This window comes from Arcanobacterium wilhelmae (assembly GCF_029632765.1).
GTDB classification, from domain to species: domain Bacteria; phylum Actinomycetota; class Actinomycetes; order Actinomycetales; family Actinomycetaceae; genus Arcanobacterium; species Arcanobacterium wilhelmae.
In genome coordinates this window covers 131,608-151,262 of record NZ_CP121247.1, presented here as the reverse complement: position 1 = coordinate 151,262, position 19,655 = coordinate 131,608, and the positions used below count along the sequence as shown (strand labels likewise).

At 61.4% G+C, this 19,655-nt stretch carries 20 protein-coding genes; 10 read left to right on the top strand and 10 right to left on the bottom strand.

Features of this window, described 5'->3' with window-relative positions; all coding sequences use genetic code 11:
• The first annotated feature begins 2 nt into the window (after positions 1-2).
• The 6 genes from P8A24_RS00725 (at position 3) to P8A24_RS00700 (ending at position 5,192) form a co-directional block, all read left to right on the top strand.
• Positions 3-641, top strand: coding sequence for a hypothetical protein (locus P8A24_RS00725; protein WP_278058722.1), 639 nt, complete (start codon positions 3-5; stop codon positions 639-641).
• Between the two features lie 20 nt (positions 642-661).
• Positions 662-1,051, top strand: a complete 390-nt coding sequence (locus P8A24_RS00720) for a (deoxy)nucleoside triphosphate pyrophosphohydrolase (RefSeq protein ID WP_278058720.1) — start codon at positions 662-664, stop codon at positions 1,049-1,051.
• An 85-nt stretch (positions 1,052-1,136) separates the two neighbouring features.
• Positions 1,137-1,466: a transcriptional regulator gene (locus P8A24_RS00715; protein ID WP_278058718.1), complete on the top strand. Its 330-nt coding sequence runs from the start codon at positions 1,137-1,139 to the stop codon at positions 1,464-1,466.
• A 37-nt stretch (positions 1,467-1,503) separates the two neighbouring features.
• Positions 1,504-2,100, top strand: a complete 597-nt coding sequence (locus tag P8A24_RS00710) for a nucleotidyl transferase AbiEii/AbiGii toxin family protein (protein ID WP_278058716.1) — start codon at positions 1,504-1,506, stop codon at positions 2,098-2,100.
• 138 nt (positions 2,101-2,238) lie between these two features.
• Complete coding sequence (locus P8A24_RS00705; protein ID WP_278058714.1) at positions 2,239-3,936, top strand: DEAD/DEAH box helicase family protein; 1,698 nt, start codon at positions 2,239-2,241, stop codon at positions 3,934-3,936.
• On the top strand, positions 3,933-5,192 hold the full coding sequence (locus tag P8A24_RS00700; protein WP_278058712.1) for a DUF3427 domain-containing protein: 1,260 nt from the start codon (positions 3,933-3,935) through the stop codon (positions 5,190-5,192). Before P8A24_RS00705 ends, P8A24_RS00700 begins: the two co-directional genes overlap by 4 nt.
• Positions 5,193-5,194: 2 nt before the next feature.
• On the opposite strand, the gene P8A24_RS00695 is transcribed toward P8A24_RS00700, so the two are convergent.
• From P8A24_RS00695 to P8A24_RS00670, 6 genes are read right to left on the bottom strand one after another with little or no spacing between them, the layout of a single operon-like run.
• Positions 5,195-6,094, bottom strand: a complete 900-nt coding sequence (locus tag P8A24_RS00695; protein ID WP_278058710.1) for an NAD(P)-dependent oxidoreductase — start codon at positions 6,092-6,094, stop codon at positions 5,195-5,197.
• A 59-nt stretch (positions 6,095-6,153) separates the two neighbouring features.
• Positions 6,154-6,420 (bottom strand): type II toxin-antitoxin system RelE family toxin, encoded by a 267-nt coding sequence (locus P8A24_RS00690; protein ID WP_278060251.1) that lies wholly within the window; start codon positions 6,418-6,420, stop codon positions 6,154-6,156.
• Positions 6,420-6,650, bottom strand: coding sequence for a type II toxin-antitoxin system RelB family antitoxin (gene relB, locus P8A24_RS00685; RefSeq protein ID WP_278058708.1), 231 nt, complete (start codon positions 6,648-6,650; stop codon positions 6,420-6,422). Before relB ends, P8A24_RS00690 begins: the two co-directional genes overlap by 1 nt.
• Positions 6,651-6,705: 55 nt before the next feature.
• Positions 6,706-7,770, bottom strand: coding sequence for an ABC transporter substrate-binding protein (locus P8A24_RS00680; protein WP_278058706.1), 1,065 nt, complete (start codon positions 7,768-7,770; stop codon positions 6,706-6,708).
• Complete coding sequence (locus P8A24_RS00675; protein ID WP_278058704.1) at positions 7,763-8,737, bottom strand: ABC transporter permease; 975 nt, start codon at positions 8,735-8,737, stop codon at positions 7,763-7,765. The genes P8A24_RS00680 and P8A24_RS00675 overlap by 8 nt, the downstream gene beginning before the upstream one ends.
• Entirely contained in the window at positions 8,734-10,509 is a 1,776-nt protein-coding gene (locus P8A24_RS00670) for a sugar ABC transporter ATP-binding protein (RefSeq protein WP_278058702.1), read from the bottom strand. The genes P8A24_RS00675 and P8A24_RS00670 overlap by 4 nt, the downstream gene beginning before the upstream one ends.
• 227 nt (positions 10,510-10,736) lie before the next feature.
• Here P8A24_RS00670 and P8A24_RS00665 point away from each other — a divergent pair, with 227 nt between their 5' ends.
• The 3 genes from P8A24_RS00665 (at position 10,737) to P8A24_RS00655 (ending at position 14,464) form a co-directional block, all read left to right on the top strand.
• Entirely contained in the window at positions 10,737-11,477 is a 741-nt protein-coding gene (locus tag P8A24_RS00665) for a GntR family transcriptional regulator (RefSeq protein WP_278058700.1), read from the top strand.
• A 126-nt stretch (positions 11,478-11,603) separates the two neighbouring features.
• Entirely contained in the window at positions 11,604-13,028 is a 1,425-nt protein-coding gene (locus P8A24_RS00660; RefSeq protein ID WP_278058699.1) for an ATP-binding protein, read from the top strand.
• Positions 13,029-13,321: 293 nt separating this feature from the next.
• A complete protein-coding gene (locus P8A24_RS00655; protein ID WP_278058697.1) occupies positions 13,322-14,464 on the top strand; it encodes an App1 family protein in 1,143 nt (380 codons plus the stop codon).
• 74 nt (positions 14,465-14,538) lie between these two features.
• Here P8A24_RS00655 and P8A24_RS00650 read toward each other — a convergent pair whose 3' ends face one another.
• Positions 14,539-14,895: a hypothetical protein gene (locus P8A24_RS00650; protein ID WP_278058695.1), complete on the bottom strand. Its 357-nt coding sequence runs from the start codon at positions 14,893-14,895 to the stop codon at positions 14,539-14,541.
• Positions 14,896-15,012: 117 nt separating this feature from the next.
• Positions 15,013-15,141: a hypothetical protein gene (locus P8A24_RS00645; protein ID WP_278058692.1), complete on the bottom strand. Its 129-nt coding sequence runs from the start codon at positions 15,139-15,141 to the stop codon at positions 15,013-15,015.
• Positions 15,142-15,163: 22 nt separating this feature from the next.
• On the opposite strand from P8A24_RS00645, the gene P8A24_RS00640 reads away from it, so the two are divergent.
• Positions 15,164-16,648, top strand: coding sequence for a DUF1846 domain-containing protein (locus P8A24_RS00640; RefSeq protein ID WP_278058690.1), 1,485 nt, complete (start codon positions 15,164-15,166; stop codon positions 16,646-16,648).
• Positions 16,649-16,935: 287 nt separating this feature from the next.
• On the opposite strand, the gene P8A24_RS00635 is transcribed toward P8A24_RS00640, so the two are convergent.
• Positions 16,936-17,958, bottom strand: a complete 1,023-nt coding sequence (locus P8A24_RS00635; protein WP_278058688.1) for a class C sortase — start codon at positions 17,956-17,958, stop codon at positions 16,936-16,938.
• Positions 17,959-18,125: 167 nt separating this feature from the next.
• Positions 18,126-19,589, bottom strand: coding sequence for a SpaH/EbpB family LPXTG-anchored major pilin (locus P8A24_RS00630; RefSeq protein WP_278058686.1), 1,464 nt, complete (start codon positions 19,587-19,589; stop codon positions 18,126-18,128).
• Positions 19,590-19,655 lie beyond the last annotated feature (66 nt).

Below are 19,655 nucleotides of genomic sequence, written 5' to 3'. Positions count from 1 at the left end.
TCGTGAAGAATCACGTACTGGCGTGTTGCGCCGCGGTTTCACTACTCGCGGCTTGCTCGGGCGCACCCACATCAAACTCAACGAGCGCACCGGCGTCGTCGGCGGAAACTGGCACCGTGGTGACGGCGACGCCGAGCGCGCAAGCCGCGCCCGTACCTGCCGCGAGCGCTGCCGCCACTAATGCGGCGGGCGACGTCGTGAAGAAACTCGGCGAACGCGCTGAACTCGGTGAGGAGGGCAAACCCGCAGTGGCCAGCGCCCAGATCACGAAGGTGAGCATCCAGGATTCGTGCACCGCATTCGATGGGAGCGAGTACCGGCCGGCGAAGGGATCAGTGCTGTACCGCCTTGATCTGAGCGCGCAGCTCACGAACGAAGCCGCGAACGTGAAGGGGCTCGATTTTCTGGTTGTCGCCGCGGATTCTTTCCAGCTGACCGGCTCCGGCGGCACAGTGCTCGCACAGAGCGGCGATTCGGCCACCTCACTCTGCCTGGAGCAAGGCGATCGCATGCCGCCGTCCGTTGTTCCAGGCGAGAGCGTCGCCGGAGCCATGTTTCTCGAAGCGCCCGCCGGCGCGGAGCGGATCGTATGGAACCCGTGGGGCGTGGACGGCTCCGGCTGGGAGTGGGCGATTAAGTGACGGCTACTAGGCTGGTTCCCGTGAAAACAATTTCGGTAGTAGGTGCAGTGATTGAGCGCGGCGAGCGGACGTTCGCGGCGAAGCGCGGGCCCGGGCGGGTCACTGCAGGCGTGTGGGAATTCCCTGGCGGCAAAATCGAGCCGGGAGAAACCCCGCAGGAGGCGCTCACCCGCGAGCTACGCGAGGAATTGCTGGTGGAGGCGTGTGTAGGCGAATACGTGGCCACCTCGGTTTTCACTTACGATTTTGGCGAGGTGCGCCTCGCCTGCTACCGCGTGCAAATCCCGGACGGTTCCGAGCCGCGCCTGACCGAGCACACCGACGCCGGCTGGTTTACCGCCGATGAGCTACGCGAGCTGGACTGGGCGCCCGCGGACGTGCCGATCGTCGAGGCGCTTCTTCAGGCGTGAGGATTCCCGCAGCCGTGCCACGTTGAAGAGCCCTTCCGTTATCGGCTCTCGCCACAATAAAATATGTGGCGAGGAGGTGAAAGGAATGCGATTTTCATACGCAAAGTCTTACGCATTGCCAACAAGTTTGGATGCGCTACGCGGCCCTGGGTTAGGAGCATCCATTCACCTCGGACGGGACGTCACGTGGGCACCTCAAGCGCAAGAACTCACACTGGACAACCTGGGAGTAGCAACGCTCGCATACACTGCGCTCATTAACGAGGGAACCACTGAGGAGCAGGAAGCGCTCATGAACCGTGAGCTCCTCATCCAGCTCTGGCCGAGCCTGAATCTTCCTATTCGCGTTTACCAACTGTGGAATGAGCGCTTCCCACAACTACCCGAGAATGAGCTGAGCCGTGCTTTCGCCTGATTTCCTTTCACAACTCGCCAAAATTTCACTCGATGCCGTGAGCCAGTTTGGCTTTGCACTAGCCGGGTCCGGAGCTATTCGCGAACACGGTTTAATTCATCGCCCGACGGAAGATATCGATCTTTTCACTATCGTCGAGTATAAAGAGCAGTTTGGCGACGCCGTTGGAACTCTGCGCTCAGCGCTCGCAAACGCGGGATTCCATACTGACATAGCCCGCGAGTCTCAAACATTTTGTCGCTTGGTGGCTACCGACCCGCAGGGAACGCAAGCCACAGTAGATCTCGGAATTGACTGGCGCTCAGAGCCTCCGACACAACTCAACGTTGGCCCAGTCCTCAACGAGGCTGACGCTGTTGCCAATAAAGTAACAGCGCTGTTTTCGCGCGGGGAGGCCCGCGATTACCTGGATGTGGATTCGATCCTCGAATCGGGCGCATACACCGGGCTCGAGCTGTTGAAGCTCGCTCGGGCCGCCGCCCCCGGTTTCGACCGCCGCATGTTCGGCTATCGCTTGCTCGCCGTCGGGAACGTTCCTTCCGAGGCGGTGGCGCCGTACGGCGTGAGCGCCGAGGAGTTTTCGCAGGTGCAGCGCCGGCTCAAGCGCTGGGGCCAAGGCCTACTCGGCTGCTAGATTTCCGCGCGAGCAGCTAGTCCCGACGGCGATCGTAACGCCGACGCCGGGGCGCGGCTTGCACACCGGCGTCGCCGGATCGCTACTCGCGCTGCGCTGCAAGGCCCCCGCTGCTAGGCTGCCTTGGGGAGGTCACCAATGGGAAACACGAACGCGCAGGCGGACTACGTCCGCTCACTATTGGGCAGCGAAACGCCGGAAGGTTCGATCGGATCGTCCGCAGTTTTCGGCTTCCTCAACCGCGCGTTCGCTCCGCGGAGTGAGCTTTTCAACCCCACGCTGATCGCAAACACCAACGACCGCACGGTCAAGAACGCCCTACTTGCCGAGCTGAACTCCTCCGATTCGTTCATCTGGTCGGTCGCGTTCGTTACCGAAGCGGCCGTGGCGATGCTCAAAGAAGCACTTCTCGAATACGAGGGAACGGGCGAGGTCATCACCTCCACATACTTGGGGTTCAACGAGCCAGCAGTGTTTGCCGAACTCCTGAATCTCCCCAATGTGACGGTGAGGATCTTCGATCCCGATCAGCCGTTCCACGCGAAAGGCTATATTTTCCGCCACCCGAGTTACGTGACGGCGATCATCGGCTCCTCGAACCTCACGGATCGCGCTCTGGTCACCACGCGCGAGTGGAATCTCAAGTTTTCCGCGGCGCCTGGAGGCCAGATCGTCCATGATCTCGAGGCGGAAATCGCAGCCCAGCGCACACATTCGATCCTACTCACCACCGAGTGGATTGAGGAGTATCGCGCAAACCGCCAAGTGGCGCGGATCGTCACACTCGCGAACACCGACGAAGCCCTGGAACATCGCGGAAAAATCGTTCCGAACGCGATGCAAGCCGAAGCGCTCGACAACATCCAGAAAGTGTGGGACGCAGGCGAGAAACGCGCTGTCGTCATCTCCGCAACCGGCACAGGCAAAACGATCCTCGCAGCACTGGCCGTACGCCAAGCCGCGCCAGCTCGCTTCCTCTTCGTCGTTCACCGCGAACAAATCGTGGACCGCGCAATCGAAGAGTTCCAGCGTGTCCTCGAGGCCCCGGCGTCGCAGTTCGGCAAACTCGGCGGCGGGCACGACACGTCCAACCGACAATATGTATTTGCCACAATCCAGAGCCTTTCGCGCCCGGATACCCTCGCGCGTTTCTCGCCCGATGCTTTCGATTTCATCGTGATCGACGAGGTCCACAGGGCCGGCGCTGATTCCTATACGCGCGTCGTGGACCACTTCCGTCCACGCCATCTCCTCGGCCTCACGGCCACGCCCGAACGCTCTGACGATTTCAACATTTTCGAGCTCTTCGACTACAACGTCCCCTACGAGATCCGCCTCCAGGCCGCGCTCGAGGCGAACATGCTCGCACCCTTCCACTACTACGGGATCCACGATTATGTGACCGCCGACGGCGAGATGATTGAGGCAGAAAGCCCGCTGGCGCGCCTGACGTCCGCCGAGCGCGTGCACCACATCGTGAATACTCTCGAGGAGTACGGGCGCACGGAAAATGTGAAGGGCTTGATGTTCTGCTCACGAGTTGACGAAGCCCTCGAACTCGAGCAACTTCTCAACCAGCAGACAGTATTCGGCCGCCAGCTACGCGTGAAGGCACTTCCCGGCGCATCGACGTCGGCGGAGCGCGAGACTGCGGTGGCGCAACTCGCGAACGGCGAACTCGACTACATCCTCACCGTCGATATTTTCAACGAGGGTGTGGACATTCCGCAGGTCAACCAGGTGGTGATGCTGCGGGCCACGCAGTCGGCGATCGTGTTCACCCAGCAACTCGGGCGCGGTCTGCGCAAGGCCCCGGCAAAGATCACCTGCGCGTGATCGATTTCGTGGGTGCCTACGCGAACAACTATCTCATCCCGATCGCGCTGTTCGGCGACAACTCACGCAACAAGGATTCGCTGCGCGAAAAGCTCCGCACGGCGCACGTCTCCGGATCGGTAGCCACACTGTCCTCGATCAGCTTCGACGAGATCGCCAAGGAGCAGATTTTTGCCGCGCTCGCCGCCGTGAAACTCGATTCGATGCGCGAGCTCAAAGCCGATATCCGCACACTCCTCAACCGCCTCGGCCGCCTCCCGCGCCTCTTCGATTTCCTCGCCGGCACGTCAAACCCCGTGCTCATGGCGGGGAAAGAAGGCAACTACTGGGCGTTGCTGAAGAAAATGAAGTTCGTAGAGGTAGGGCCAACTGCGCAGGAGGAAGCAATCCTCACGTTCCTCTCGAAAGAACTCCTACCCGGCAAGCGCCCGCAGGAACTATTGGTACTGCGCGAGTTGCTCCGCGCCGACGAGCGAGTGACGATCGATACGCTCACTGACGCTGTCTCGCGTTTCACCGCCCTGAACTGGGACGACGCCCGCGCCAGTATCGCGGGCAGTTCGGTTCCGCGCGTCCTTTCGCTCGAGTTCTACACGTCGGTCCAGCAAAAAACCTACGGAAACGAGCCGGTGGCAATTCTCGACGACGCCGGTGCGCAGTTGGGCGCAACGTTCCGCGAGCTTTACCACGGGTCACATGCGTTCCGTGCGCACGTTGATGACCTCATTGAAACCGGCCTCTACCTGGCCAAACACGTGGAAACCGGCGTCGGGAAACCCGTTGTGGGGAAGATGTATTCACGCAAGGACGTGTGCCGTTTGCTGGGGTTCTTCTCGAATCAAGAGGGCGTGGTCAACGGGTACAAAACCGATCCGTACTCGAAAACGTGCCCGATTTTTGTCACGTATCACAAGGATTCGGAGATTTCTGCATCCACGCGTTACGGCGACGAATTCATCTCGCCGGAATTGTTCCACTGGTTCACGCGATCGCGCAGAACGCTCCAATCCAAGGAGATCCGTGAGGTCCTCTCCGGCGAATTTGAGCTACATTTATTTGTGAAGAAGGACGACGCCGAAGGCAAAGAATTCACCTACCTCGGGAGGGTCGCTCCGCACAACCCAGTGGAAACTACGATGCCCGGCGACAACGATGTTCCGCTTCCCGTAGTGACGATCGACATGAAGCTCGAGACCCCGGTGGAGGAGCATCTGTACGAGTACTTGAACCTCTACACCGGGGCCTCGAAAAACTAGATTTACTTGCCAAGCACCACGTTCTCGAACGGCTCGCCTGCCAGCGCATGCTTGGCCTGGCGCTCGATCAGCGCCTGCATACGCGGATGCATCGCCTTCGTGTTACCGCCGTTGTGGGAGGTGATGAGCTGGGCGGCCTCCCACAGAGGGGAGTCGGCCGGGAGCGGCTCGGGATCGACGACATCGATCAGCAGATGGAGACGATCTCCTTCCGCAGCCAGATCCTCCGTGACCGCGAGGGTGCCGCGGCCCGCGTTGAGGAACGTTGCCCCGTCCTTCATTGCGGCCAAGAAATCCTTATTCACCAGGCCCTTCGTGGCATCGGTTGCCGGGATCACGATGATCACCACGTCCTGCTCGGGAAGCAGATCGTCGATCTGATCGAGGGAGTAGACGTGGCCGAAATCTTCGTCGCGCTCACGCGAGGCCACCAGCGTGAGATCCACAGCGAACGGCTCAAGGCGCTTCATGATCTCACGACCAACCCCGCCCACACCGATCAGCATGACCTTCTTATCGGCCAGGCCCTCATAGTAGAAGGTGTTCCACTTGTGTTCCTTATTATCGGCAACCATCTGCGGAATATTTCGCAGGCCGGCGAGCAGCATGGCGAGAACCATTTCTGCAGTGGCGGTCTCGTGAACAGTTGCCGCGTTCGCCACCTGGAGCCCCTCGGGCAGATCCGGGTTCACAGCGTCGAAACCGATTGAGCCGATCTGGAGGAGTTTCGCACCGGCTTTCGCCGCGCGCTCGGCGCCGTCGCCCGGCACCCAGTGGCCGGTGACAACGATGTCCAGCGGGCCTGGTGCCTCTCCCTCGAGGTCCCAGCGCACCACGTTCACGCCCGGAATATCAATGTTGACGTCCCAAAATGGGTCAATTGCTACATTTACTTCACTCATGCGGTAATCGTAACGCGCCCGCGCCTCGCCCCGCCCGCGCGTTACGCGATCAGCCAACGTCAGCGGCGATATACCCGGGATCGATGGTCCACTGACAGCGCTAAAACCACCAGGCGGTCGTCCTGGATTTCCACAAGCACCCGATAGTGGCCGATCCGATAACGCCATATACCCGCGAGATCGCCAACCAACGCTTTCCCGTGGGCGCGCGGATCACTTGTACCGTGAACGTTTTTCTCTAGCCACTTGATGATCACAGTCCGCTGGGCGGGATCCATTTTCCGAAGTTGCTTGTGGACTTTTTGAGAAAACTCGAGCGTCCACATCACTTCACACCGAACTCTGCCTTGATCTCGTCCATCGAGTACGTGACGGGGTCGGCGTCAAATTCCGCCTTCGCCTCGTGCCAATCGCGCACATCGATCTCGTCCTCAATCCGATCGAGGGCAGTGCTCAAAATGAACTCGGCCATGGATTCTCCGCGAGCCTTCGCGAACTCAGCAATCAGCTTTTTCTGCGAATCATCCATCCGCATCGTAAACGTGGTACTTGACATCACTCCCCCTTAACGTAATGACAATGTAACACACAAGTTACACTCCCACCAGACCCTAGTCGTACAGGGCCTCTCGGATCTGAGGGTCGTCCATATTTTTCGCGTCGTACCAGGCGAAACCAGAATCAATCTCCTTCGGGAGTTTCTCGCCGCCAGCCGCCTTCACGGCCTCGACCACCGCGCGATACCCCATCTGGTACGGGTTCTGGGTGACGGCTCCGGCGATCTGCCCGGAGCGGATCATGTCCTGTTGCACTTTGCCCGAGTCGTATCCCACCACGATGACCTTCTTGCCGGAGCGGGCAACCGTCTGACCGGCGGCAACGGCGCCGTCGTCGTCAGTGGCGAACATTCCTACGAGGTTCGGGTGGGCCTGGAGGATCGCGGAGGCCTGCCCTTCGGCTTTCGCCTGGTCGGATTCGTTGTATTCGATGGCCACGATTTTCATCTCTGGCGCGTTTTCTTTGATGTAGTCGACGAAGCCGTCGCGCCTTTCGCGCCCGGTCACGGACGTGGTGGACGTGCCGAGCACCGCGAGTTCTCCTTTTCCGCCGGCAAGTTCGACCATGTGTTTCGCGGCTTCGCGTGCGGAGCCGTAGTTATCGGTGGAGACGGTGGTTTCGGGGATGTTCGAGCCGGGCACACCCGAATCGAACGCGACCACCGGGATCCCTTTGCCTTGAAATTGGCGCAGTGCGACGACGGACGCGGACTCGTCCAACGCCGCCACGACCAGCGCGTTCGGCTTCATCGCGTAGGCGAGGTTGAGTTGGTCCACTTGGCGTACGACGTCGGATTCGGTGTCGGGCCCGTTGAAGGTGACGTCGACGCCGAGGTCGCGGCCGGCAGCCATCGCCCCGGCTTTCGTGGTGGCCCAGAACGGCGAGGCGTAGCCTTTTGCCACCACTGCGATGTCCATGCGGCCGTTCGCGCGCGAGGCGCGTTCGCCCGCGCCGGCACAGCCGCCGAGGAGGAGCGTGCCCGCGAGCGCGAGGGCCGCGAGGCGTGTTGCGCGATGTGGCGGGCGCTGGGCACCGGTGCCACAGCCTGCGAAAACGCGATCTGAACGTCCGACGCTAGCCGTGCGACCGGCGTCGGGGGCTGGGATGAAGTTAGGCATCGCCGGCCTTCTTTCGACGGCGCACGTCCAGCCACACAGCGAGGAGCACGACGACGCCGAGGAGGATTTTCTGGTGTTGATCAGACACGCCAAGGTGAACGGCACCGTTGCGAAGCGTGGCGATGAGGATCGCGCCGACCACCGTGCCGAACACGGAGGCGCGGCCGCCGGTGAGCGAGGCGCCGCCGAGCACGGCCGCCGCGATGGCGTACATTTCGTAGGACTGGCCAACATCCGGCTTGCCGGAGGCGAGGCGGGAGGCCATGAGCACGCCAGCCAGGCCCGTAAACACGCCGCCGAGCACGTAAATCCGCCATTTCCACTGCTTCACGTTCACGCCGGCAAGGCGCGTGGCTTCCTCGTTCGATCCGATCGCGAGGGCGTAACGGCCGATGATCGTGTGCTTGAGGAGGAAGTGCGCCACGGCCGCGGCCGCGACGAACAGGAACACGGCGTTCGTAATCCCGAAGGTTTTGCCGTTGCCGATCGCCACGAAGGCGTCGAAATCGCCGAGCGGGATCGACGAGGTGCCGGTGATTGTGAGGGCCGCGCCCCACGCCACCAGCATCATCGCAAGGGTAGCGATCATCGGCTGCATGCCCACATAGCTTACGAGGTAGCCGTTCGCGGCGCCGAGAACCGCGCCGGCCGCGATTCCCGCCATGATGCCCGCGCCGATCGCGAGCCAGGCCGGCCCGCCCACGCTACTCATCACGAGTGCCGTCATCACGCCGGTGAATGCCAGGCCGAAGCCGGGCGTGAGGTCGATGCCACCGGTGGAGATCACGAATGTCAGGCCGAGGCCGAGCAGGACGTACACGGAGGCGTCGAGCAGGAGGGCCGAGACGTTGTCGAGATCAATAAAATAGGGGCTGGCCAGGGCAAACACCCCGAATAGCACAAGCTCGGCCACCACCACGAGGAATTGGGCGGGGTGCTTGCGGTAGGTCCGCTGCACGATGTTCACTGTGCCTCCTTGGGGCTGGTTGGGTTGCTGGCGACGTCGGCGGGCTGGTTCGCGACGGCGGGCTCGCTGGACGTTGCAGGCCCGGCGTCGTGCATGGGGCCGGCAGCCGGCGCCTCGCTGCTGGCGCCGGCGAACGCCGTGGCGAGGGCCATAATGTTTTCTTCGGTGGCCTCGGTGTTAGTGAGGGTGCCGGCGAGGCGGCCTTCGCACATCACGCCGATGCGGTGCGCGAGGCGCAGAAGTTCGGGGATTTCGGAGCTTGCGACGATAATCGTGAGGCCGGCGGCCGCGAGTTCTTCGAGGAGTGCGTAGATTTCTTCTTTTGCGCCGACGTCGATTCCGCGGGTCGGTTCATCCACGAGGAGCACGTCGAGGCCGCGGGCGAGCCAGCGGGCGAGGAGTACTTTTTGCTGGTTGCCGCCGGAGAGTGTTTGGACGCGGGTTTGGGGGCCGGGTGCTTTGATCGCGAGGCGGTCCATGGCGGTGGCAGCGGCGCGGGCGGCAGCTGCGTCGTCGAGGCGCGCCCCGCGCCGCCATTTCGACAGCGAGGCGAGGGCGATGTTTTCGCTGATCGTTTGGTCGAGGAGGAGGCCGAAGCGTTTGCGGTCTTCGGACAGGTAGCCGATTCCCGCGGCGACGGCGGCGGCCGGGGTGCGGTTGTCGATTTCTTTGCCGGCCACATACACGTGGCCCGATGTCGATGGGTCGGCTCCGGCGATTGCTCGGAGGGTTTCGGTGCGGCCGGCGCCTTGGAGGCCGGCGAGGCCAAAGATTTCGCCGCGGCGGACCTCAAGCGAGATCGGCCCGATTGCACGGCCGGTTGCAATCGTCGAGGGGCGCGGATGCAGATGCAGGAGGGAACGGAACGAACCGCGAGTCGAAGCCTTGGAAGGGGCACGGGCGTTGAGATTTCGCGAGCCCTGCTCACCTCGCTCTTGTCTACCGAGCGCTGTTCTCTCACCGTGGCGCTCGCCGCCCTTTTCCCCGGTTGCGAGGGATTCGACGCGCAGGCCAATCTCTTTACTGGGCGTGGCGGATGGGCGGGCAGAAAGATCGATCGCGCGGCCAACCATCGCCGAGATGAGATCGTCGGGCGTGAATTGTTCAAAGTGTGCCGTCACTGCACCGTCACGGAAAACGGTGACCCGATCACAGATCTCGCGCACTTCTTCGAGGCGGTGGGAGATGAACACAACGGCCACACCGTCGGCAGCGAGTTCGCGCATCACGCGGAACAGTGCGGACACCTCGGTGGAGGTCAGGGCGGCGGTCGGCTCATCCATGATGAGCACGCGCGCGCCGATGCTGAGGGCTTTCGCGATTTCAACGAGCTGTGCATTGGCAACGGACAGGGATGAAACCGGGCGGCTGGGGGCGATGGCCGCCCCCAGCCGCCCCAAAATCTCGCGTGCTTCTTTTTCCATCGCAGCATCGTCCACTGCAAGGCCCTTGCGCTTTTCACGTCCGAGGAAAATGTTTTGCGCCACCGTGAGATCGCCGGCCAGGGCCAGCTCCTGCGCGATGAGGGCAATGCCGGCGCGCTCTGAATCCTTCGGGGAGCCAAAGCGTACCTCGCGGCCGCTCGCCAGCAGCTCGCCCTCATCAGGCTGGATCACTCCACCGAAAATCTTCATCAACGTGGATTTTCCTGCGCCGTTCTCTCCCACGATTCCGTGGATCTCGCCGCCGCGTAGCACCAGCGATGCCCCCGAGAGCGCCACCACGCCTGGATATCGTTTCACGATTCCGCGCGCTTCTAACAGCTCATTCATGCGCTCTCATTTCCACATACGCTACTGCCAATTTCCGCAATGGCGGATTATCAGCACTTTTACTCAATCAACAAAAGCCTATGTTATGACATATGGGTTTCACAACTCTCAGCCCATTCTTTTTACCTCCCATTCGCCCATCTACCAGAATCGACCAAACCCCTCCTAGCGTTGGCAGACAGCCACAGCATCGGCGACAGCACCCACCACCCCGTATCCTTATTTGTATGTACATCCCGAAAATCACGCTCGACCGCACCTCCGGCATCCCGCTCCACCGGCAGATCTCCCTGCCGATCGAAGAAGCGATCGTCGGCGGCGAGCTCGAACCCGGCACGCTGATCGAAAACGAGATCGACCTCGCGCGCCGCGTCGGGGTCTCGCGCCCAACTGCCCGCCGAGCTATGCAAACCCTCGTCGACCACGGCCTCCTCCTGCGCAAACGCGGCACCGGCTCCGTCGTCGCACCGCGAGCCGCTCATCGCCTCGCGCAGATGCCCTCCCTCAATACCGACCTGCGCGCAGCCGGCGAACAGCCCACCACCGAAGTCGTCACCTACAACTACAAGCTCGCAACCACAGCGATCGCCGAGAAACTCGGCGTCGACGTCGGGGCTCAAGTTGTGGAACTCGAACGGCTCCGCTTGCGCAACGGCACCCCGATGGCCATCCTCTACAACTGGCTACCGGTGGCGATCGCGCCGTCGCGCGAGGAGCTGGAAGAACGCGGCCTGTACGAGCTTCTCGCCGAGCGCGGGATCACTGTGGCGTCCACACATCAGACTGTCTCGGCGATGCGTCCGGACCGGCGCGAGGCTCGGCTGCTCGCCATTTCCACCCGCCAGCCCGTGCTCACCATCGAGCGCACCGCCTACGATTCGGCCGGCCAGATCGTCGAATGGGGGCTGCACACCCACCGCGGGGACTTATACCAGTACACGTCCACGGTTTTCGCCGCCACGGAATAGCTACTAGAAAGCTACTAGAAAATTTTTATTTTCTAGTAGACAGGCACTTTTCAGCAGAATTTCGCCACTTCATTTCTACTGGAAAATCTACTAGAAAATTTTCTAGTAGAAAATTATGCTAGGCATATGGCTCCACGAACGATTGAGGCTGTCCTCGAACTCGCAATCACTGAACGGACTCAGATGCTCCTCACAAAGAAGGAGGATCAGTGGTTTGATCGCAAGTCGATCAAGATTGCACCAAAGAAACTGGCAGAGACTCTCGTAGCGCTTGCAAACGCCGAGGGCGGCAAAATCGTCGTCGGAATGTCGGGCGGAAAAGTTGAACCAACCGAGCAATTCCCGGAGCTCGAAAACAAGTTACGCCGCACCCTCACCGGCGATTATCTCGAGATGCCCTTCCCTGGTTCGGTGAGCGATCTTGAGGTACTCACCGAAAACGGAACTATCGGCCACATCCTCGTATTCGACGTGGCACCGAGCGAACGCGTGGCACGCACCTCCGACGGCCGTGTCTATATGCGAATGGGAGATTCAAATATCACGCAAGGGCCTGCAGAAGTGCGAGAACTTGAGTACTCCCGTGGCCGCCCGTTCTTCGAGGCAGAACCATGCGACCTCACATTGGCAGACCTCGACGTTGAACTCCTGACACGTTTTTCTGAGGCCCTCGCCGCATCGCGAGGATTCGAACATCTCCTCAAATCGCGCTACATGCTCACTACCTCGGGCCAGCTCACGAACGCTGCAGCTCTCCTCTTTTCACTCGATCCAGTCCGCGTTATCCCCGGAAGTGAAATCCGGGTGGTTCGCTACAACGGAAAAGAGCGTCTCACAGGAGAGCGCCAGAACATTACGTTCGACCGGCGCACAAGTTTGCCCATCCCGAAGGCAATCGACCAAGCTCTTGAGTGGATCACCGAACAGATCCCGACGCGCAAAGCGCTTATTGGCCACACATTCACACAGGTGCCGCTTGCTCCCCAAGCCGCATGGACGGAGGGCGTGGTCAACGCCGCAATCCATCGTTCTTACAGCTTCATGGGTGATTCGATTCGAGTAGAGATTTTCGACGACCGTCTCCAGATAACAAACCCAGGCATGTTCCGGCATCACTCAGAGCAATTCCCGAACCCTCTGAAAATCAGCCGATTCGCATCCAACCCGATCATTGCGAGGACATGCACGGATCTTGGCTATTCACAGGAGCTCGGCGAAGGGATCAAGCGCATGGTGGACGAGATGCGCTCAGCGGGCCTCACCGATCCCGTTTTTGAGCAACAACGAATGCACGTGATTCTCACCCTTCCTTTCCTGGCACGCGTTACCTCAGAAGGCGATGCGCCTCTGCCGAAGCATGCAGATTCGGTTATCCGAGCCCTTCGATCTTTGGGCGGTCGTGGCGGCACTACTGAAATCGCGAGTGCAGCAGGTTTGAGCCGTCCCACAACCCGTACCACGTTGCAGGCCCTCGAATCGGCTGGGATTATTTCATGGGACGGCAAATCACCAACCGACCCTCGAGCCTTTTGGCTGTTGACACTTCACTGAGCGGTATCCGGCGAACCTGTGCCCCGGGCGCCGTCGCATGCCAAAATCGGAATCCGACAACCACTACAGCGCCACGGTGGTCCGTGATGGAAGGCTCACGCGGACAGACGACCCGTTGCGGCCAGCGCGTCCACCACCTACTAGAAAGCTACTAGAAAATTTTTATTTTCTCATAGACGGCAACTTTTCCGCGAAATCTCGCCATTTCATTTCTACTGGAAAATCTACTAGAAAATTTTCGAGTAGATTTTCTGCTTCGCGTTAGCCGCCCGCACACCAGTTAGACTGTCCACATGGCACTTTCCGATCTCGTCCGCAATATTGAAGGCTACGTGAACCGGCGAAACATCGTGCGCCGGCGCGAACAGGGCTGGCTGCCGCGCATCACGCCGTACATGGGTTACGGCAACACGCACCAACTGCGTGTACTCGCGCGCGCGGTGATGGCCCCGCCGCCCGAACAGCGCTTGCCCTCGGATGTGCTCGCAAAAATCGGCCTCACTGCAGAAAACCAAACAGCGGCCCGCGCAGCGTTTTGGGACGCAGTAGCGAAGGCAGACGCTGCAGCCCTCGAAGCCCAGCGCGGCTGGAACCAATTCTTCACCACGCAGGTAGGATTCGTGCGCGTCGAGGTGGAAATCGGCGGCCGCACGTACACCACACGCACGGACCGTCAAGGCTACGTGGACTTAGTGATCGAGAATCATAGCTTGGAACCCGGCATTCACGACGTCGTGCTGACGCCGGCTGCCGGCGAACCCGCAACGGCACAGGTCACAATCCTCTCCCCCGAGGTCCGCCGCGGGATCGTCTCCGATATTGACGACACGATCCTCGTCACCTGGCTTCCGCGCGCGGCGCTCGCCTCCTGGAACTCGTTCGTCAAGCACACGAACTCGCGCCAGCCAGTGCCGCACATGGCGCAGTTCTACCGTGCACTGCGCGAAGGCAGCGAGGAAACGCCAGTGTTTTACCTCTCCACGGGCGCGTGGAATACGTACGACACATTGCGTGCGTTCATGAAGAAGAGCGGCTTCCCGGTTGGCCCGATGTTGATGACGGACTGGGGGCCAACACCAACGGGCCTATTCCGTTCCGGCCAGGAACACAAGAAGACCCAGCTGCGTAACCTCATGATCATGTTTCCGCAGATCGAATGGGTACTCATCGGCGACGACGGCCAGCACGACCCGCTGATCTACGACGAGGTGGCGCGCGAGCACCCGTCGCGCGTGCGAGCGATCGCGCTGCGCGAGCTCGGGCCGGTGGAGCAGGTACTCGCACACGGTAGCACTGATCCAGCGGAAACGAACCGCCGCGAATCCGACATCGAGAACGCTGGCGTGCCGGTGGTGCGCGGCCGCGACGGACTCCTCCTCATGTCAGCCTGGAAGCGCCGCTTGGGCACATTGCCCCTCTCAGAAACACGCCTCTGACCTGCCAAAACGGGGGTTTGGGTTGCCTGGCAACCCAAACCCCCGTTTCGCTCAAATACCGGCGAGCTCACCGCTCACGCGTCATACGGCACTGCCTCGACCTTGATCTCCTCGCCGTTTTCCTTCTCACCCATCTTGGCCTTCACCGCTTCGCGCGCCTCATGCGCCTTCTCTGCAGCCACATCCGACGCCGCAGCGAACGCCTCCTTTGCCTTATCCTGCGCGGTCGCAAACGAATCCTTCGCCTGCTCCTTCGCAGCAGCGTAGGCTGCCTCGGCCTGTTCCTTCGCAGCGCCACGGCCCTTACGCACCGGCTTGGATTCCCAGACCTTCTGCGCGCCGGCCTTAATCTGCTCGTAACGCTCATGCCCGGCTCGCGTGCCCAGCACGTAGCCGGCGCCGAACACCAGGGCTGTCCTCAAAAACGACATGTTGTCCTCCTCTTTTTCCGCGCCCGACCGCCGCATTCCCGACGCCGATGCGCGAGTTTCGCACCGGCCCGCCTCCTTCTGCATGAATGAAAGCCCACCGGCACATCGTCTCCTTGCTCACTCTACCGGCGCACCGGCGTCGTCGCCGCGCTCCCCGCCCACGGCGAACGTGCGCGACGGAACGTCCGTATCGAGAGACCCTCCCGGCGAGCCGGAAAATCTGCCGTAAACTCGGTAAGTACCCACCGCGAATATTCGAGGGAGCCTCATGACAATCGGTTTCGATTCCGCCAAATATGTCCAAATGCAGTCCGAACATATTGCGGCCCGGCGCGCGCAATTCGGCGGCAAACTTTACCTTGAGCTCGGCGGGAAATTGTTCGACGATCTGCATGCCTCGCGCGTTCTTCCGGGCTTCACGCCAGATAACAAGATCGCGATGTTTGATCGCCTGCGCGACGACATGGAGATCGTAATCGCCGTGAATGCACACCACCTCGAGCGTAAGAAGGTCCGTGCGGATCTGGGCATCTCCTACGAACAGGACGTGCTGCGCCTGGTGGATGTGTTCCGTGGCCGCGGCTTCCTCGTGGAAAATATCGTGATGACCCAAGTAACGCCCGAGAACACGGCCGCCGCCGATTTCCAGCGCAAGCTGGAGGCGCTGGGCATGAAGGTTGCGCGTCACTACCCGATCGCCGGCTACCCCACGAACGTCGAGCTGATTGTCTCCGACGAGGGCTACGGCAACAACGAGTATGTAGAAACGACGCGCGATCTGATTATCGTCACAGCGCCCGGCCCGGGCTCGGGCAAGATGGCCACCTGCCTTTCACAGCTTTTCCACGATTACAAGAAGGGCATCACTTCCGGGTATGCGAAGTTTGAGACCTTCCCGATCTGGAACCTGCCGCTCGATCATCCGGTGAACCTCGCATACGAGGCGGCCACCGCCGATCTGGACGACGTGAACATGATTGACCCGTTCCATCTTGCTGCCTACGGAAAGCAGGCCGTGAACTACAACCGCGACGTCGAAGTGTTCCCGGTTTTGCAGATGCTGCTCGAGAAGCTCATGGGTTCCTCGCCGTACAAGAGCCCCACCGATATGGGCGTGAACATGGTGGGCTACTGCATTTCCGACGACGACGCCTGCCGTTACGCCTCCACCCAGGAAGTGATCCGCCGCTACTTCAAGGCGCTGGTCACCGAAGAGCAGAAGATGCTCGAGCCTGTGCAGTCGGAGCGCATCGCGATCACAATGTCGAAGCTCGGCGTGAAGCCGGAAGATCGTCCGGTGGTGAACCCGGCCCGCCGCGTCGCGGAGGAAACTGGAGCACCGGCGTCGGCGATCGAGCTGGCAGACGGCACAATCCTCACGGGCAAAACCTCGGCGCTGCTGGGTAACTCGTCGGCGATGCTGCTCAACGCGCTCAAGCATATCGCGGGGCTGGATGACGATCTGCTTCTGCTTTCGCCGGAGGCGATCCGCCCGATCCAGAGCCTCAAGACGGATCACCTGGGCTCGGCGAACCCGCGTCTGCATATGGATGAGGTGCTGATCGCGCTGGCGGTTTCTGCCGAGTCGGATCCGAATGCGCGAGCGGCGCTCGGCGCGTTGCACGAGCTCGCCGGCACAGACGTTCACACCACGACGATCCTGGGCAGCGTGGATACTGAGGTGTTCCGCAAGCTCGGCATCAACGTCACGTCCGATCCGGTGTACCAGACGAAGAGCCTGTACAAGAAGTAAGTTCGGCCGCGGCTCGCGTTGATAGTTCACGAAAAAGGCAACGGCGGACGAAAGGCTAACCGTCACTGAAGAGGCTAACGGTCACCGAAAAGACTGACGGTCACCGAAAAGACTGACGGCTGACAAAACGGCGAACGGTCGACCAAAGGCTGTCGGTTCAGGAAGGAGGGGCGCACTTCACCGAAGGTGCGCACCTTTTCCGTGCACAACTCAATCAATCCAGCCAGGCATTGCTATATACGCAACGCCTCACGTAACTGATTGAGTTCTGCACGCCAGCGGGCGCCCTAGTCCGTGACGGCAACAGCCTGGTTGCTAGAGCCCTCGTCGTCGCGCCTTTTGCTGGCGACGGGGATGCGCGAGAACCACACGAAGGCGCAGGCGAGCACAAACACAACGCTCCAGATCACGGCCCACCAGGGGAAATGAGGAAGCGAGGACGCAGCTTTACCCAGTGTCTTGGCGTCCGGCGGGGTGGGATAGATGTGCTCGCCGGTCACCACAATGCGGTGGGTGTTGATTCCCAGCGGTGTACACGTAATCAGAGTGGCAAGGTCCTTGCCAGGCACCGCTTTGATGGATTTGGTGTCATCGGGAGCCACGACTTCGATGTCGATAATGCGATAGGCGAGGGTTTCGCCGAAAATCTGGAAAATGAATTCGTCACCCTTGTTCGCCCGGTCGAGGTACGTGAACATCGCCGAGTTGGCGAGCCCGCGATGCGCGGTCACAACGGCGCGCGTCCCTGGCCCGCCCACGGGTAGCGCAGTGCCCTGCAGGTGCCCGGCGCCTTTGAGCAGAGTGGCGTCGGTGGATCCGTGATAGATCGGGAGGTCAATATCCGCAGCTGGAACGATCACGCGCCCCATCAGGCCGGAGTAGTCGGCGCGCAGTTGCTGTTCGTAGGGTGCGATCCCGTGTTGCTCGGGCGTGCGGGCTTTTTCACGAATCGTTGGCACGTGACCCGCGATATCCACGAGCTGTTCCCCGGCAAGTAAGGCGTTGTATTCGCGGGCACGCTGGATTTGGATCGCCTCTTTAGGTTCCGCGTGCGAGGCGATTTTTTCGTAGGCGGAAACGATCCGCGATTGGCGCAACTGGTCGAACCACTGGGCCGCAGACGGATACAGGAGCACGGTTGTGCCAGCGACCGTGAGTAGCGCGGCGATCAGAGCGAGCACATTGATACGCTTTTTCCTTCGCTCAACCGGCTCGCTGGTGCGGTGTTTTCCGACGCCGGCGCGATGTCGGCTCGCACCACCGACCGACGTCGGTGCTGGGCTGGCATTGTGAGTTGCTGCTTCTTGCACTCGTGTTCCTTATCGCTCGTGAGGGAATGCCCCCTGATTGTGGGGGCGGGTGGGGTGTGGTGCTCTGGGGAAGCACCACACCCCACCCGTTTCCGCCGCGCAGCCTCACCTCCGCGCGACGCTCAGGTGCTGGCGAGCTGAGGCTCGCCAGCTGGCTTCATTTGCCTTCAGCGGCGGCGAACCGCCACAACGCCCAGGCCGACCGCGCCTGCGAGTAACGCGGCGCCGAGCAGGGTCATGATGACGAGGCCAGCAGCACCCGTAAGCGGGAGATTGAGCAGATCGCCGGTGCCAGTCTCGGCGGACTTGAGGTTGGTGATCGCCAGGGTTAGGCCAGTGTCCTTCACGACGTCGACCTTCACCGGGTTGGCGTAGTCGGCAGCGATTTCGTAGCCGACGGGCGCCTTGATTTCCTGCACACAGTATGCGCCGATCACCATCTGGAGCACGGCGGTACCGGCGTCGGTCGCAGTGGTGAGAACCTGCGCATTTGCCGGCTTCGCGGCGCACGTGCCGTCAGCCTGAGCAGGCCACACGGCGAACTGTGCGTCGGTAAGCGGCTGGCCGGCCTTGTTCACCTTGTTGATGGTGAGCGGCGCGAAGGTCACAACGGTCGGGGTTCCTGTGGTCGGGTCGGTCGGATCGGTGGTGGGATCAGAGGTCGACGCGAAGGTCTTGTCGTTGATCGCAGTGTTCGACTGGTTGGCGAGGTCGCCGGCCGCGATCGTCTTGGAAATCACGGCGGAGATGGTCACGGTCACGACGTCGCCCGACTTCAGATTCGTGAGCTGCGAGGCGAAGTCGACGGTGACGAGGTTGGTGCCCGATACCATCGGGGCGACGGCGAGGGTCGGCTGGTCAACGCCTGCGCGTGCCACGGAAACCTTGACGTTCGCCGCGGTGATCGGGTCGACGCCGGCGGGCAGCTGATCGGTCAGCACGAACTTCGACAGGGTCTCGGTGGTGCCCAGGGCCGGAACCTTCTGGGTGATCGTCCACGTGATCGGATCGCCCGGGAAGTGGGTGGCGTTCGGGTCGGTGATGACCTTCACCGGCTGGTTGTCCTTCGTCACCACAGTGTTCTTCGGGTAGACGTGCACGTCGTAGAGCCACGAGGCGGCGTCGTTGGGGAACGGAATGGTCACGAGGAACGGCGCAGCCTTCTGGGTGACCGTATCCGGGGCGGAGACTTCCTGCACGAGGTAAACACCGAGCGACAGGTTCGACACACTTGCCGTGCCGTCGGCCGCCGTCGGCGCAAGGTTCGTTGCGGCGCCAACAGTTGCGGCGGAGCCGTCCGCGAGGGTCACCTTCCCTGCGGCGTCCACTTTCAGGCCCGACGCCGTGGTCCAGCCTGCGTTCGTGGTCAGGTCCACGTCTACCTTGGCGTACGAGAAGACGACGCCGGGGACCGGCGCAGTGTTCGGGGCCGGATCGAGCAGTGTGCCGTTTCCGGTCTGCCCGTTATCAGGGTTCGCGTACTTGTGAATCGTGATCGAACCGGTCTTCGTGGTGTCGATGTCGCCCGGAGCTGCGTGCGCAATCGGGGCGGCGAAGCCCAAGGCGAGCAGCGAGATCACTGCTACGAAAGCCAGAGCAACGCGGGTGCGAATGGCCAAAAGACGAGCCATTTCATCCTCCTTTAATAGTGTGAGTTTTGTTCGTGTCGTTCGTTTCAGGAGCAGGCATCCTGCCCG

What these genes read in the sequence shown, in the direction of transcription:
- P8A24_RS00715 (WP_278058718.1), top strand. Translation starts at nt 1,137, where the DNA reads ATGCGATTTTCATACGCAAAGTCTTACGCATTGCCAACAAGTTTGGAT.
- P8A24_RS00705 (WP_278058714.1), top strand. Translation starts at nt 2,239, where the DNA reads ATGGGAAACACGAACGCGCAGGCGGACTACGTCCGCTCACTATTGGGC.
- P8A24_RS00695 (WP_278058710.1), bottom strand. Translation starts at nt 6,094, where the DNA reads ATGAGTGAAGTAAATGTAGCAATTGACCCATTTTGGGACGTCAACATT.
- P8A24_RS00690 (WP_278060251.1), bottom strand. Translation starts at nt 6,420, where the DNA reads ATGTGGACGCTCGAGTTTTCTCAAAAAGTCCACAAGCAACTTCGGAAA.
- relB (WP_278058708.1), bottom strand. Translation starts at nt 6,650, where the DNA reads ATGTCAAGTACCACGTTTACGATGCGGATGGATGATTCGCAGAAAAAG.
- P8A24_RS00680 (WP_278058706.1), bottom strand. Translation starts at nt 7,770, where the DNA reads ATGCCTAACTTCATCCCAGCCCCCGACGCCGGTCGCACGGCTAGCGTC.
- P8A24_RS00670 (WP_278058702.1), bottom strand. Translation starts at nt 10,509, where the DNA reads ATGAATGAGCTGTTAGAAGCGCGCGGAATCGTGAAACGATATCCAGGC.
- P8A24_RS00665 (WP_278058700.1), top strand. Translation starts at nt 10,737, where the DNA reads ATGTACATCCCGAAAATCACGCTCGACCGCACCTCCGGCATCCCGCTC.
- P8A24_RS00660 (WP_278058699.1), top strand. Translation starts at nt 11,604, where the DNA reads ATGGCTCCACGAACGATTGAGGCTGTCCTCGAACTCGCAATCACTGAA.
- P8A24_RS00655 (WP_278058697.1), top strand. Translation starts at nt 13,322, where the DNA reads ATGGCACTTTCCGATCTCGTCCGCAATATTGAAGGCTACGTGAACCGG.
- P8A24_RS00650 (WP_278058695.1), bottom strand. Translation starts at nt 14,895, where the DNA reads ATGTCGTTTTTGAGGACAGCCCTGGTGTTCGGCGCCGGCTACGTGCTG.
- P8A24_RS00640 (WP_278058690.1), top strand. Translation starts at nt 15,164, where the DNA reads ATGACAATCGGTTTCGATTCCGCCAAATATGTCCAAATGCAGTCCGAA.
- P8A24_RS00630 (WP_278058686.1), bottom strand. Translation starts at nt 19,589, where the DNA reads ATGGCTCGTCTTTTGGCCATTCGCACCCGCGTTGCTCTGGCTTTCGTA.